Here is a 14,581-nt window from a genome sequence, read left to right on the forward strand (position 1 = left end):
TGCCAACTGTCAACTGACTAATTACCATTACGATTCTAGCGGTAGTTCAAAGAAACTCAGACTCAGATTTATATCGGTCAAATCCGTTTCGCTCAAATAAGCGTCGGTCAAAGATACCCCTTTTAAACTTGCGCCTTTAAGGTTAGCACCTTTAAGGTTAGCACCTCTGAGATTAACCCGGAATAAATGAGCATCGCTCAAGTCTACCTCAGTTAAATCTGCTCCCTCCAAATTTACTCTCATCAAATCTGCTTTTCTAAGGTCAGCTTCGTTTAACTTAGCGCCGCTGAGGTCAGCTTTTGTCAAGTCTACACCTCTCAAGTCTGCCCCGCTCAAGTTAGCTCGCACCAAAGTAGCTCCGGTGAAATCTGTCTCCCTCAAATCGGCATCGCTTAAATTAGCGCCGCTGAGGTCGGCCCTTGTTAAGTCTACACCCCGGAGGTCAGCAGAACTCAAGTTTACTTGGTGCAAAATTGCGCCGCTTAAATCGGCTCCTCTCAAATCTGTTCCTTCCAAGTTTGCACCTTTGAGGTAAGCTTTTTTTAAGCTGGCTCTGCTGAGGTCTACATTTTTGAGATTGACCGAACTTAAGTTAGAACCGCTCAAATTAGCTCCGCTTAAATCTGACCCGTTTAAGTCGGCTCCGGTTAAGTTTACCCCTTGCAGCGATACATTGGGAGCAATTAAATAAGCTCCGCCCAGGCTGGGGTCAATGCCTTCTGAAAACAATGTTTTGTTGCTGTAAACAGCTTTTTCTAAAATGGTGCCGCTCAAACTGGCTTCCCTCAAGTCCGCTCCGCTGAGGTTGGCTCCTGCTAAGTTTGCCCGATCGAGTTTTGCGCCAAATAAATTAGCTTTGTATAAGTTTGTCCGCCGCAAATCAGCTCCTTTTAAATCGGCTTCGGTCAAATCTACCACAGCCAGATTTAAGCCCGGGAGCGAAGCATTGGGAGCTAGCAAAAATGCTCCCATTGCGCCCGGGTCAATATCCTCGGGAAAGATAGTCCGGTTGTTGTAGACGGCTTTGTCTAAAATGGCGTCGCTCAACTGAGAACCGCGCAAATCGGCTCCGCTGAGGTTGGCTCTGGTTAAGTTGGCGAACTGGAGATTTGCTCCAACTAAATTAGCCTTGATCAAACTTGCTTGTTGGAGGTTGGCTTGACGGAGTTCAGCTCCTACGAGAGTAGCTTCTCGGAGGAGAGCACCGGTCAAATCGGCTCCGGTGAGGTTGGCTAAATTCAGAAATGACTCAGCTAAATCCGCGCCGGCGAGATTGGCGCCGGTGAGGTCGGCTTCGATCAGGTCTGCATACCTGAGAATAGCCTCGCTGAGGTTGGTTTCTCGGAGGTCTGTTCCTCTGAGGTTGGCTCCCCGGAGTTCCGCACCGCCGAGGTTGGTGCCTTTAAGCGCTTGTCCTCTGAGGTCGAGTCGGTGCAGAAAGTCACCAACGTTCATGTCCATGTAGATTTGCCTCTTGATTCTTGACCCTAGCTTGACATTCCGAGGGCTTAATCGGAAATAGGGCAAAAACTATAGATGGTTTGAGGTTGAAGCCTCGCGCACACGGACGGCACTTGTCCGAGGGGGAAGGTCTCGCGATCGAGCTGGACTTGCAAGGTTTTGAGCGGATCGGCACCGGAGGAAACCATCAATTCTAATGTTTGCAAATCCGACCAGGTGGCGATTTCGCCGAGAATTTCCCCGATCGCCTTGACGTAAGGATGATTTACCTCCGAATACCAGTCGGGGGCTGCGAGTCCGGCTTGGTCGAAGCCGAGGTGAACGATCAGAGAGCCTTCTCCGAACAGGGCTATTCCCACCGGCCGCGCTTCTTCTTGCAGCAATAAATCGCGGCTTGCCGCCAAATGCCGCAGTTTTTCGAGATGTTCGTACCGATTGGCAATTGGAGAGTGAAGTGCCTGCCCTAAAATTTCTTCTCCTTCTTCCTTCTTCCTTCTTCCTTCTTCCTTCTTCCTTCTTCCTTCTGCCTTCGTTTCGTTCCACTGAATCGCTACTGTTACTAGATAAGTTTGCAGCAGCAGATGACCGAGTTTTTGAGCTTTTGTTGCCAGATAGATCGAGTTGTAATCTGTGGCTTCAATTAGTAAGGGGACGCGATCGGCTACTTCTATTCCGTAACCTTTCAAACCGGCAATTTTGCGCGGGTTGTTGGTAATCAACCGAATTTTTTGAACTCCCAAATCGTTGAGCATTTGCGCTCCGACGCCGTAGTTGCGCAAATCAGCGGGAAAGCCCAACCGCTCGTTGGCTTCGACTGTATCGTATCCCAAATCTTGCAGCGAGTAAGCTTTTAGTTTATTTACCAATCCAATGCCCCGACCTTCTTGGCGCAAGTAAACTATGACGCCAGAACCGACATTTTCGATCATTTTCAGTGCCGCTTGCAGTTGCATCCGGCAGTCGCAGCGCAAGGAACCCAAAGCATCGCCGGTCAGGCATTCGGAATGCACCCGCACCATGACGGGTTTGTCTTTAAATTCGGCCGGATCGCCCTTGACAATAGCAACGTGTTCTGAGTTGTCTTGGGTGTCGCGGTAAGCGTAGATAGTAAACTCGCCGAATTGAGTCGGCAATTTAGCGATTGTTTCGCGGCGGACGAATCGATCGTGCTTCAGTCGGTAGCTAATTAAGTCGGCAATGCTGATGATTTTGAGGTTGTGGGTTTTGCCGTACTCGATTAATTCCGGCAACCTCGACATCGAACCGTCGGGGTTTTGAATTTCGCAGATGACGCCGGCGGGATACAAGCCGGCGAGTCTGGCGAGGTCAACTGAGGCCTCGGTGTGACCGGCGCGTTTGAGGACGCCGCCGTCGATCGCCCGCAGGGGGAAAATGTGACCGGGACGGCGCAAGTCTTGAGGTTTGGTGTCCGGGTGGATGGCTACTTGGATGGTGCGGGCTCTGTCTTCGGCGGAGATGCCGGTACTGACGCCGTTGACTGCATCGATGCTGACGGTGAAGGCTGTTTGGTTGTTGTCGGTGTTTTTGCTGACCATGAGGGGCAATTCGAGCCGATCGAGCCTTTCGCCGCTCAAGGCCAGACAAATCAAACCCCGCGCGTTCACGGCCATAAAATTGATATTGTCCGGCGTGGCGAATTGGGCGGCACAAATCACGTCGCCTTCGTTTTCGCGGTTTTCGTCATCGACTACTACCACCATGTGACCTGCTTTGAGGTCTGCGAGGGCGCTGTCAATTGAGTCAAATTGAAAGGATTGAGCTGAGGTGTTGTTATTTGGCACTGAGAATTTCAAGCTATAAACAGTAAAGTTATCGAAATAGAATCTATTTTTGATTGTAACCTTTTGTTTCCGGCAGGGGTATTTCCCAGTCCAGATGAGTTTGACAATATTTTTAAACTCACTTACTATGATTATTGCATTTTGTCAACAAAATATCTCCCAAATATTTCATGAGCTTGACTGAGATCGAGAATATTTTAGGTAAACCGTACTTCCAAGCTCCTAATTGCTTAATTTATCTGATTCAAGAAGTTGTCTGGAACTACGGCGCGGGAGTTGCGGGCAGCAAGTTCTTTTCACCCCGCAATGAAAAGTTTCTCTGGTATGTAAAAAATCAAGATAAGTATACATTTAATTTGGATGAAGTGCGCGATCCAAATGTGAAATATCCGAATCAGAAAAAGAACGGCAAGATTAAAGTAAACTTAAAAGGTAAAAATCCAACCGATGTTTGGCAATTCCCAAAAGTTACGTCGGGGAAAAACCGAGCTTCAAAAGAACGCACTGCTCACCCCGCTCAATTTCCTGTTGCTGTTGTCGATCGCATCATCAAGTCTGCATCGAATTTAAACGACATTGTTTTAGATCCGTTTATGGGTTCCGGTATTACAGCAATTGTGGCTCTGGGTTTGCAGCGACAAGCGATCGGATTTGAAATTAGGACGGATTACTGTGAGATTGCGGCTAATCGAGTTGATGATTTTTTGAGGCAAAAGGAACTTAGAGAAGCACAATTATCTTTATTTTAGAGTTGTAATTGCAGTAACTTAATTTAAATTGTCCCACAGCGGGCGATCGGTCTCATATCGTTTCCGGTTGCATCGGAATGATACCGAGGACCGGGCAGTGCCGTTTCCCTCCCCCGTTTAATTGTAGGTAAACGGCACTGCCGTGTCCTGGCTGTGGGTAATATTAATTCCGATGCTACCGGAGTTGATATCAAGCGATCGGCGCTTGCAGTCGATCGCACTTCCGGTGAAAGTAGCGCTATTCTTAGAAAAGGGATTTGTGTCAGCGAGACTCCTGGAGATTCTAATGAATATTACTTTGAGTCCTGAGCAAGTAAAATTGATCGAGGCGCAATTAGCGCTGGGGCAGTTTAGCTCGCCGGAAGAGGTGATTGCAAAAGCCCTCCAGACTTTGACGCAAACGCGGAAGCATTATTGGGAGTGGGTGGAGGAGGTGCGATCCTCAGTGGAGGAAGCGGAGGCGGAACTATCGCGGGGTGAGGGAATCCCGTTAGAGACTGCGATCGAGCAATTGCAAGAAAAGTTTCGCAAAGCAGTAGAGGTTCAGGGATGATATCAATTCCCGTTGCACGAGCGACATGATAGAGGACACGGCAGTGCCGTGTCCCTACCCCAAAAGAACAAAGTTTCCCAAATAAAAAGCCCTCAACTTTGTGAGGGCTTTGCGATGCCAAGACGGAGACTTGAACTCCGGACACGTGGATTTTCAGTCCACTGCTCTACCAACTGAGCTATCTCGGCTTGTTTTTTTACGCTTAACCAGCTTAACAGACACATAGGAAATTTAGCAAGCACTTTTGTAAAATAATTTTTAGATCGCCCGGAACCGCCCACCTGTAATGTAAAAGCTGCACGCCTAAAATCGAAAAATCGCAATGACACAGCAACATCGGGGCAATGGGGGCAAGAGTCTGTTTGTCCTGGGCACAATTTGGCTGCTGGGGGCAGTTAGCGATCGCCTCTGGTTTGCCCTCGATCGATCGATCCCCGCGTGGGATCAGGCAGAATACCTCACGAGTACGCTGAATTACTTGCAGGCGTTGCAGCAGCCTCAGTGGTTTTCCGGGGAGTGGTGGACGAACTTCTGGCTGCTTTCGACGAAAATTCCGCCCTTGGCGTACATCTTAACGGTTCCGTTTCTTCAGGTGTTTGGTGCGGAGGGCGATCGGGCAACCCTCGTTCATTTATTATTTAGTGGAATTCTGCTCGCCTCAGTCTACAGTCTGGGCGTCCAATTATTTAACAGGCAAGTGGGTTTGTGGGCCGCTGCTATTTGCGTTTTGTTGCCGGGACTTTATCGGTTCCGCTTGCAATTTTTACTCGACTTTCCCCTAACTGCTGCGATTACTTTTGCTTTCTATTGTTTGACAATGTGGAAGCAGGAAGGTTCGGCAGCGGATTTGGTAGCGGATTTAACGGAGAGAACCAAGTTGGAAGAAGGAACAAAGAAGAAGCATAAATTCTCCCCCTCCCCCACTCTCCCACTCTCCCAGTCATCTTTCTTTTGGGCGATCGCCTTTGGCATATCTCTCGGTTTATCAATATTAGTCAAACACACTACAGTTTTATTTCTGTTTACCCCGATTGTGTGGTTGGCTGTTGGTGCTGTGCGGCAAAAAGCTTGGGGAAGATTAGCTCAATTAGCAGGTGCTTTGTTGCTGTCGGTAGCGGTGTTTGGGCCTTGGGCAAAAACCAATTGGCTGTTAATTTTGACTGGGGGAAAACGGGCTACTTTCGATTCTGCGATCGCCGAAGGAGATCCGGCACTCAATACGATCGGCGCTTGGATTTACTACGCTCAGCATTTACCAGAACAGGTTTCTTGGCCTCTGTTACTTATTCCCTCAGTCGGATTGATACTTTATTGGCGCCGCCGCCGCGAGTCTCCCTCAATTTTTCACATTAATTCCTGTCGGTGGCTGGCTGTTTTTTGGGTGGGAGCTTATCTAATAAATTCGCTAAATATCAACAAAGATGACCGATATGTTTTACCTTATTTACCTGTTTTAGCAATCTTTTTAGCATACTGTTTAACGCTATGGCCTCGCAAGTGGGGGTCACAAATTCGCTGGGGTACAATTAGCTTGGCAATTCTGGCGATGCTGTTGCATATGTGGCCGCTGGGAGGTGCTTTTGGACATAGTTTAGTTCAAATTATCAGTCCCGGAAATTCTAGTTATCCTTACTTGGGGAAAGAGTGGCCGCACCGAGAGGTTATTGCAGAAATTATTGATACGGAACCTTATTTGCAATCGACTTTAGGCGTGTTACCTTCGACACCGGAAATTAACCAGCACAATTTGAATTATTACGGTGCTTTGGCGAATTTTCAGGTTTACGGGCGGCAGGTGGGAACGAATTTAAAAGAAGTGCCACAAGATGTGCGATCGCTCTCTTGGTTCGCAACTAAAACTGGGCCGCAAGGTTCGATTCGGGAACGGATTAAAAAAGCTCAAAATGCAGCGGTGGCTGCGATTGAAAAAGGCGACAATTTCCTGTTACAAAAAACTTGGATTTTACCTGACAATACTAATTTGAATCTTTACCGCAAGCGGTTGCAGCCTGTGGAAGTACAGCCGTTGAATGAAGCGCGATCGCAAGTACAATTAGATCGAGTTACTGTTGCTGCTTCTTCAGTTCCCGGAGTCGCGCTGCCGGTGACTTATACTTGGTCTGGGCCTTGGCAGCAGTTGCAGTCTGGTTTAGTGTTGGTAACGTGGCAAAATCAGCAGTCTGGCGATATTCCACCGGGAAAGACTTTCAGGATTTTACACGATCGCGCGATCGCCCAGGCGACTTTGCATCCGGGGACTCTGGAAGCCGATAAATTTGCTGTGGGGTTTCAAATTGTCGATCGCACGGCGATGCTTCCTCCTGCTAATATCGCACCGGGAAGTTACAATCTGCAAGCTACTTATCTAAATCGGAAAACCGGCGAAACTTATCCGATTAATGTGCCGGCAGTTAGTGTTAAAATCGAGGCAGAGCCTCTAAATATGCGTTCCCAGGCTCTTGCTGGTAACGAGGATAAGCCTGAGTTAGATTTGGTGACTCAATTGCGGGCGATGGCGGCTAATTTACCGCAAGGATTGCCCGGTTTAGAACCCGTGTTCGAGCAGATTGGACGCATCAATCAATACGATCCAATTCAAGATTATACCGTTCAAGCGGAACAAGCGTTAGAATATCGACTGAAGCAGGAACCCAATAATCTAGAATTCGCTTATGCTTTGGCATTTTCTCGGGTGTTGCAGCAGAATGTCAAAAGTTCGATCGCCGCCTTAGAAAAAGTCACTCAACTCGACTCAAAAAACCCTTACGCTTACGCCTATCTCGCGTTCGTACACCTGTACGGCTGGCATCCGAAAGCCGCTCAAACAGCCTTAAAACCAGCTCTGAATATCAACCCCAACCTACCAGAAATTCGGGTATTGAATGGCGTAGCCGCACTCTTGCAAGGCAATCTCATCCAAGCATGGCAAGATTTGCAATACTTGAAAAAACTAAAAATTTAACAATCCCTTCTAAGCTGGTACGCATTTAAATTGGAAATTCGGGACAGGCTAGAAGCCCGTCCCACAAAAGTTTTATTGATTTTTGACACACAATTTAAATGTAGAACAGCTTATTGTGGCACGGGCGTCCCGCCTGTGCTTGTAAATCTGTAACGCCTGTGCTTATAAATCTGTAAAAAACAGAAAACCAATGAACCAACTCAGAATTGTCTCTCTAATTCCCAGTGCCACCGAAATTGTAGCAGTTTTAGGATTAACCGATGCCATTGTGGGCCGTTCTCACGAATGCGATTACCCCTCAGCAATCCAAAATTTACCTGTTTGCACTCAGCCTAAATTCAATCCCGAAGGAACTAGCAGCGAAATTCACAACCGCGTCACAGAATTGTTGCAAAATGCGCTCAGTGTCTATAAAGTAGAAATAGATACTTTGGAAAAATTGCAGCCAACTCACATTATTACTCAAGCTCAATGTGAAGTCTGCGCTTGTTCTCTAGCAGAGGTTGAACAAGCAGTAAGCACCCTGGTAAATAGCAAGCCGGAAATTATTTCTTTGCAGCCCAATTTGCTAGCAGAAATCTGGACGGATATTCAGCGAGTTGCTGCTGCTTTGGGCGTAAATGGCAAAAGTACGATCGACCTTTTGCAATCCCGCATCGATGCTATTATCTTAAAAACCAAAACCTTAACCGTTAAACCCACAGTAGCCTGCATCGAATGGATTGAACCTTTGATGGCTGCGGGAAATTGGATTCCCGAATTAGTGGAAATGGCGGGAGGAAATTCGCTGTTTGGAATTGTCGGCGAACATTCCCCTTGGTTAAAATGGGAATCGCTGGTAGAAGCTAATCCCGATGTAATTATTTTCATGCCTTGCGGCTTTGATTTAAACCGCACTCGCAGCGAAGCAATGCAGATAACTAAACACGTAGAGTGGCTTAATTTGCAAGCAGTAAAAACGGGGAAAGTTTATATAACTGACGGCAATGCTTACTTTAACAGACCGGGGCCGAGATTGGTTGATTCCTTAGAAATTTTAGCAGAAATTCTCCATCCCGAAATCTTCGATTTTGGCTATCGGGGCAAGGGTTGGCAGCCATTTTTTTCAGTGTCAGCAGCTAGCTAAAACTGTATTTATAGCTTTTCGACATTTAAACCGCTAACGATGCCTGTAGGGTGCGTCAGCTAGAACACTTACTAAGCAAGGGAAACAAGATAGGGCTGACGCACCCTACAATACTATTTTAAATGCGTAACAGCTTATACCAATTCAGAATCGCCTGCCATAAAAATAAGGACACAACAATGTTGTTTCCCTACAAAATATCTTTATTTCACCCAATATCAGTTAATTGCTGTAGGGAAACGGCACTGCCGTGTCCGGGGCAATGCGTTCATTGTGTGCCATAAAAATAAGGACACAACAATGTTGTTTCCCTACAAAATACCTGTATTTCACCCGATATCAGTTAATTGCTGTAGGGGAACGGCAGTGATGTTTCCGGGGCTATGCGTTCATTGCGTGCCATAAAAATAAGGACACAACATTGTTGTGTCCCTACAAAATACCTGTATTTCACCCGATATGAGTTAATTGCTGTAGATGCAAAAACGGCTATTTTTACATCGCATCGGGCGGCATCAAAACCTTATCAATTACGTGAATGACGCCGTTGCTAGCTTTGATATCAGCTTTCACAACATTAGCGCCGCCCACGGTAACTTTGCCACCGCTAACTACTACCTTCAGCGGGCTTTTTTCAACACTGGTAACATCGCCGGATTTCAGGCTAGTAGATAATACTGAACCAGGAACAACGTGGTAAGTTAAAATCTTAGTAAGTTTGGCTTTGTTTGCCGGTTTCAGCAAGTCATCCAACGTTCCTTTTGGCAAAGCAGCAAATGCCGCGTCTGTCGGTGCAAAAACAGTGAAAGGGCCTTTTCCTTGTAAAGTTGTCACCAAGCCTGCTGCTCCCAAAGCCTTTGTCAGCGTCTTGAATTGAGCGTCGCCAGATGCAATAGCAACAATATCCTTCGCTTGAGCCATTGGTGCTGGTGAGGCAGCGGTTTTCACATTTCCTGCAACTTGTTGAGTTTGAGTTGCATTAGCAACACTGGTGTTGGAGGTGATGTGAGCCCAAGCTGGGAAACCAATCAACGCGCTAGCGCCGATTACTCCTGCGAAACCTGTGAGTTGTTTCATCCAGCTAGGTAAATTTTGATTTTTCATCGGAAAATTGGGTTTGAAACCCCGTCCTTTTAGGACGGCTTTACATTAATTTGAATCCCCTTCCGGAGTGGAGGGGTATGGTTGCCCCTCCGTCGGGATATGGTTGTCCCGTTCTCCTTTCGGAGTAAAGTTAGCTTCGCCAATGTTTAATGAGCTTGTTAGGCTGAAAGCACTATCTCAGTGACCTTAAGATTGTTTAACTCTCAGCGACAGAGCAAGGGACTAGCTTCGCATCCCAGGGTGTCGTGACTCAAAAAACGTAGTCCGCGAAGGACTTAGGCTGGTCAGGATGGCTTTCTAGATTTCTCTTTCAAGCCTCGTGCCTTCAGGCCGAGGTTCCTGACTGCGCTTGCATTTCCTTATGAGATAAAACCGTGAACATGAATTGTTATGTTAGCCAAATCTCGACAAAAGGCAAGGTTGCCAGAGGCTAAGATAGCAAGAAAATTCTCTTGCATCCCCGATCGACCAAAACTCCCTTACTATAACGCAAGCTGAGAAATCGGGCATCAACCGCTAAATCTGTAACTCAAAACCTCAATCACCGAACCAGTTTGGGGCAAGTCAGCAGATTTGATCGAAATCGTGTCATTATTCAATCGGCGCACCGGCGTACCATCCATCAGCGCCAAGAATTCATCTAGCGGCACCAAATCGCACGCAGCAGCATCGGCGGCTTGGGTTTTGAAATGTGTGGGAATCACCATCTTCGGTTTGAGAAGTTGCAAAGTTTGCTTCGCTTCCGCCGGAGTGTAAGCTTTCGGCCCGCCGCCGACGGGAATCAGCACGATATCGGGCCGCCCGATCAAGATTTGTTCTTCAATGCCGATCGGGCCAGCAACTCCGCCCAAGTGTAAAATCTTAACGCCCGCTTGCTGCCACAGCCAAGCCACATTGACCCCAAATCGCCTTCCTCCCTCACGGTCTTTTTGCGTGCGAATCCCTTGAATCCGCAGCCCGTTTGACCTGTAAGCCCCCGGTTCGTACAAAAGGCCGGGATTGCCCGCAAATCCGTCGATCGCCCCTTCATCGAGCAACCGGCTGCTAATCAGAATCAAATCAGTTGGCACTTTAGGAGAGCGATAGCCTGCGGTACAGCCCAGGGGGCGAAAAGGATTCACCAGCACCCTCGCACCGCCTCCGGCGAACAAGAAGCAAGTGTGGCCCAACCACTGAACCGACAAAGAATCAGCAGTTTGAGCTCGATAGCTTTCCCATCCAGATGGCAAACCAGTGGCTAAAGCTGCTAGCAAACCCGTCTGTGCGTAACGTATTAATTGTCGCCGTTTCATCTTGTGGTTCGGGTTGTCGGGTGTTGGTCGTTTGTTGTTATACCACAAAACACCGTCAGTCGATTTTAGATTTTAGATTTTAGATTTACTTGCAGGATTGAATCGGGAATCTCGAACAGGAGTCTAAAATTTGGGGTTCACCACCACAGGAATGGGGGGCTTGTATCCTTTTTGGGGCGGTTCAGGTGCGAAAATGTGTACCCTACTCTCACCGTAAGGTGCTATAAGAGCGAACCCTACAAATTCCGAGAAATTCAACTAAAGTCTTTCTAAGAAATTTCGCAATAATTGCTTTCCCGAAGTCGTCAAAATACTTTCCGGGTGAAACTGTACGCCTTCAATATGCGGATATTCCCGGTGCCGCACGCCCATAATCGTGCCGTCTTCAACCCAAGCCGTAATTTCCAAAACTTCTGGACAGCTTTGCTTTTCAATTACCAAACTGTGATAGCGAGTTGCAATCATCGGCGATTCCACGCCCTGAAAAACTCCGACTCCTGCGTGTTCTACCTGAGAAGTTTTGCCGTGCATCAATATCGGTGCAGAAACTATTTTGCCGCCGAATACTTGACCGATACTTTGATGTCCGAGGCACACGCCTAAAATTGGCAGAGTCGGCCCCAATTCTTTGATTAATTCCAGAGAAATTCCCGCATCTTCCGGCCGCCCCGGGCCTGGAGAAATCACCACTGCGGCAGGCTGCAATCGGCGAATTTCTGCTAAGGAGATTTGGTCGTTGCGGTAGACTTGGACTTCGCTGGCTGCGGGCAACTGGGCACCTAGTTCTCCTAGATACTGTACCAAATTGTATGTAAAACTGTCGTAGTTATCGATGACTATAATCACGGGTTGAGTGGGATTTTAGGTTTTAGATTTTAGATTTTAGATTGACTCGCTGCCTGAAAGCAAGGGTTTCAAGATTTTAGATAGATGCCGAAGATAAAAATAGCTGCAATATAGACTAAGAAAACTAAAAATCTCAAATTGGTCATCTAAAACCTAAAATTTTCTGGGTTCAAGAAGTTACTGACGGGCGATCGCAATTTGAACGACTGCCCAGAAGGGAGGGAGTAGAAGTGCAGCAGCAACAATTGCTGCGGCCATTGCCGATACCAGAACTGCTCCGGCAGCGCAGTCTTTGGCAATTCTGGCGAGTTCGTGATAAGATTGCCCGACGGTCAAGTCTACCACCGATTCGATCGCCGTATTCAAAAGTTCCATTGCTAAAACTATGCCAATGGTGACGCCGATCACAGATATTTCTACAGGTTTCAGTTGCAAAAATAGCCCGAGTCCGATCGCCAAAGTTCCTATAACTGTGTGAATGCGAAAATTGCGCTGAGTTTCAAAAGCATAACTCAGACCTCCCCAAGCGTATCTAAAACTCGTAGCTAAGCTAGATGCTATTTTCCACGACAGCTCTCGGTTGTATTTCAAGGCTTTTTTAGACTCGTGGACTGTCGGGGTGGAAGAGTCTGGAGGCATGGGCAGAAACTGTGCGATTTTTGATGAAATTGACGGTCTCTCTAGTGTCATAAATAACCAACTTTAAGTTACAGAGATGAATGAAAGCTAGACTTTTCAAATTTACTTCATCTAGTCTAGGTAACTTTCCTAAGTTTTTACTAAAGTTTGGGTTTAATTTCAGAAAGTTATGTTGGGCTTGACATGATTTGTTAAGTAACCATCAACTTAAGTTATGCTGTTTGGATCTCAAGACCGATCGCCTCCAGCAATGTTTCTTGTCGATCGAGCATTTGAGTCAGACTCTCTTCATCCGGGTGATCCCACCCCAAAAGATGCAGAAAACCGTGGGCTGCGAGCCAAGCTAGTTCGGTCTTCAGGGGATGTCCTTGCTGCTGGGCTTGTCGCTGAGCTGTATCGATCGAGATGACGATATCACCCAAGTATAAAGGTTCGGATGACTGCATTTCCTCTAGCTGAGGACAGTCTACCTCTAAAGCTGCGAAAGCTAGTACATCGGTCGGTCGATCGAGCTGGCGGTACTGGAGGTTGAGGGCTTGCATCTCGGGATCGGCGGTTAAACGCAGACTGACTTCGTAGCCCGGGGCCACTGGCACATCCGCCGCCTGGTTTTCTAGCCAAACGCTAAACCAATTTTCCCAGGTTTCGGCGGCAATCTCCCCGCTGGGTGCACTTTCCGGGAGGTTGTCAGCGTCGGCGAGCGCATAACAGTCTTCGACGTTCACCTCTATTAGCATTTTCAGCATCTGGTGTCAAGCAAGATATTCAATTTTTTTACAATCTCAAATTGTGCGAACGGCAGGGGATTTTGCTGTTGCTGGAAAGATACAGCAATCTGTTAGAGATTGCAACAGCCCGGGAACACCATCACCTTAACTCCCGATTAAGAAAGATCAAAAACATCAGCGGAAATAAATTAGAGGCTGATTGTTGGAATCCCCGATTAAGAATTGAAATAGCGATCGAGAAAAGCCAAACCGACGAGTACGCCTAAAAGTCCGGCGGCTGTCAACGCAAAGTGAAACAAAGAAGTCGCCCGCTTGCGAACCATGTTCCGCATCGCCAGCTTGACATAACTCGGTGGAGGTGCATTGTTTGTCGGCGCTGTCGGGGTTTCGGCGGACTCTTCGGAGGAGGCGGGAATTGCTGAGGGAGGTTGAGTCATAGCGGTTATTTTAGAAGGTTAACACAGAGGCTGCTGAGGACAGACTCGCCACGATGTTAACAAATATGTAACGTTTTGTGTAGATTTTTTTAGGTTTCAGGTAACGTTTCGGATCGGACGGCGGTTGAAACCGCGTCTGCACAAACGATGTCCGCCTCCGCGGACTGAAGAAAGAAGATAACATATTTTAACCCCATCCGATCTTCAACCCGCGGAGGCGGGTTTTGTTTGTATAGACGCGGTTTCAACCGCCCGGTCTTCTTCACCCATCAGCCATCTCCTGAACATCAACAATAATTCTCTTCACTGTCTCCGCGTCGGGAGAATGCAAATGCTGCAAAATATCCAAAGATTGCTGCAAATAATTCAAAGCTTGCTCAAAATCTCCCTGCGATGCTAACAATTGTCCTAACATTGCGAAACTAGCAGCTTTCCCTTGAAGATTGCCAATTTTTTCCTTAAGTTCCAGAGATTGTTGATAAAGTGCGATCGCCTCATCTACATCCCCTCGATTCGCATAAATTCCTGCTAGTTGGTGCAAACTAGCAGCTTTCCCTTGAAGATTGCCAATTTTTTCGTAAAGTTCCAGAGATTGTTGATAAAGTGCGATCGCCTCATCTACATCCCCTCGATTCGCATAAATTATTGCAAGACAGTGCAAACTAGCAGCTTTCCCTTGAACATTGCCAATTTTTTCGTAAAGTTCCAGAGATTGTTGATAAAGTGCGATCGCCTCATCTACATCCCCTCGATTCGCATAAATTATTGCAAGACAGTGCAAACTAGCAGCTTTCCCTTGAACATTGCCAATTTTTTCCTTAAGTTCGAGAGATTGTTGATAAAGTGCGATCGCCTCATCTACATCCCCTCGATTCGCATAAA

Annotated in this window: 13 protein-coding genes and 1 tRNA gene; 4 read left to right on the forward strand and 10 right to left on the reverse strand. The window is 47.1% G+C overall.

Features of this window, described 5'->3' with window-relative positions; genetic code table 11:
- Positions 1-27 precede the first annotated feature (27 nt).
- Positions 28-1,461 (reverse strand): pentapeptide repeat-containing protein, encoded by a 1,434-nt coding sequence (locus QUB70_RS06255; RefSeq protein WP_332979036.1) that lies wholly within the window; start codon positions 1,459-1,461, stop codon positions 28-30.
- Between the two features lie 47 nt (positions 1,462-1,508).
- A complete protein-coding gene (gene ribBA / locus QUB70_RS06260; protein WP_332979037.1) occupies positions 1,509-3,263 on the reverse strand; it encodes a bifunctional 3,4-dihydroxy-2-butanone-4-phosphate synthase/GTP cyclohydrolase II in 1,755 nt (584 codons plus the stop codon).
- A gap of 170 nt (positions 3,264-3,433) precedes the next feature.
- Here ribBA and QUB70_RS06265 point away from each other — a divergent pair, with 170 nt between their 5' ends.
- Together QUB70_RS06265 and QUB70_RS06270 are read left to right on the forward strand one after the other, a co-directional pair.
- Complete coding sequence (locus QUB70_RS06265; RefSeq protein WP_332979038.1) at positions 3,434-4,012, forward strand: DNA-methyltransferase; 579 nt, start codon at positions 3,434-3,436, stop codon at positions 4,010-4,012.
- A 142-nt stretch (positions 4,013-4,154) separates the two neighbouring features.
- Positions 4,155-4,565 (forward strand): ribbon-helix-helix domain-containing protein, encoded by a 411-nt coding sequence (locus QUB70_RS06270; RefSeq protein ID WP_332979039.1) that lies wholly within the window; start codon positions 4,155-4,157, stop codon positions 4,563-4,565.
- Positions 4,566-4,680: 115 nt separating this feature from the next.
- Here the strand turns inward: QUB70_RS06270 and QUB70_RS06275 are convergent.
- Positions 4,681-4,753, reverse strand: a tRNA-Phe gene (locus QUB70_RS06275).
- Between the two features lie 134 nt (positions 4,754-4,887).
- Here QUB70_RS06275 and QUB70_RS06280 point away from each other — a divergent pair.
- The gene (locus QUB70_RS06280) at positions 4,888-7,527 is read left to right on the forward strand and encodes a glycosyltransferase family 39 protein (protein WP_332979041.1); all 2,640 of its coding nucleotides are present in this window, start codon (positions 4,888-4,890) and stop codon (positions 7,525-7,527) included.
- 190 nt (positions 7,528-7,717) lie between these two features.
- Positions 7,718-8,653 (forward strand): cobalamin-binding protein, encoded by a 936-nt coding sequence (locus QUB70_RS06285; RefSeq protein ID WP_332979043.1) that lies wholly within the window; start codon positions 7,718-7,720, stop codon positions 8,651-8,653.
- Between the two features lie 495 nt (positions 8,654-9,148).
- Here the strand turns inward: QUB70_RS06285 and QUB70_RS06290 are convergent, their stop codons facing one another.
- The 7 genes from QUB70_RS06290 to QUB70_RS06320 all read right to left on the reverse strand — a co-directional run.
- On the reverse strand, positions 9,149-9,757 hold the full coding sequence (locus QUB70_RS06290; RefSeq protein WP_332979044.1) for a fasciclin domain-containing protein: 609 nt from the start codon (positions 9,755-9,757) through the stop codon (positions 9,149-9,151).
- Positions 9,758-10,266: 509 nt separating this feature from the next.
- A complete protein-coding gene (locus QUB70_RS06295; RefSeq protein WP_332979046.1) occupies positions 10,267-11,049 on the reverse strand; it encodes an MBL fold metallo-hydrolase in 783 nt (260 codons plus the stop codon).
- Between the two features lie 258 nt (positions 11,050-11,307).
- Positions 11,308-11,895, reverse strand: a complete 588-nt coding sequence (locus QUB70_RS06300) for an anthranilate synthase component II (protein ID WP_332979047.1) — start codon at positions 11,893-11,895, stop codon at positions 11,308-11,310.
- A 177-nt stretch (positions 11,896-12,072) separates the two neighbouring features.
- Positions 12,073-12,585, reverse strand: coding sequence for a diacylglycerol kinase family protein (locus QUB70_RS06305; RefSeq protein ID WP_332979049.1), 513 nt, complete (start codon positions 12,583-12,585; stop codon positions 12,073-12,075).
- A gap of 161 nt (positions 12,586-12,746) precedes the next feature.
- Positions 12,747-13,271, reverse strand: a complete 525-nt coding sequence (ybeY, locus tag QUB70_RS06310; RefSeq protein WP_332979051.1) for an rRNA maturation RNase YbeY — start codon at positions 13,269-13,271, stop codon at positions 12,747-12,749.
- Positions 13,272-13,477: 206 nt separating this feature from the next.
- Positions 13,478-13,699 carry a DUF3285 domain-containing protein gene (locus QUB70_RS06315; RefSeq protein WP_332979052.1) on the reverse strand — a complete coding sequence of 74 codons (222 nt, stop codon included), beginning with the start codon at positions 13,697-13,699 and terminating at the stop codon, positions 13,478-13,480.
- Between the two features lie 262 nt (positions 13,700-13,961).
- Positions 13,962-14,581: tetratricopeptide repeat protein (locus QUB70_RS06320; RefSeq protein WP_332979053.1), on the reverse strand; the 620-nt coding region annotated here is incomplete at its 5' end.

It is taken from the genome of Microcoleus sp. A003_D6 (assembly GCF_036702825.1).
Classification (GTDB): Bacteria; Cyanobacteriota; Cyanobacteriia; order Cyanobacteriales; family Microcoleaceae; genus Microcoleus.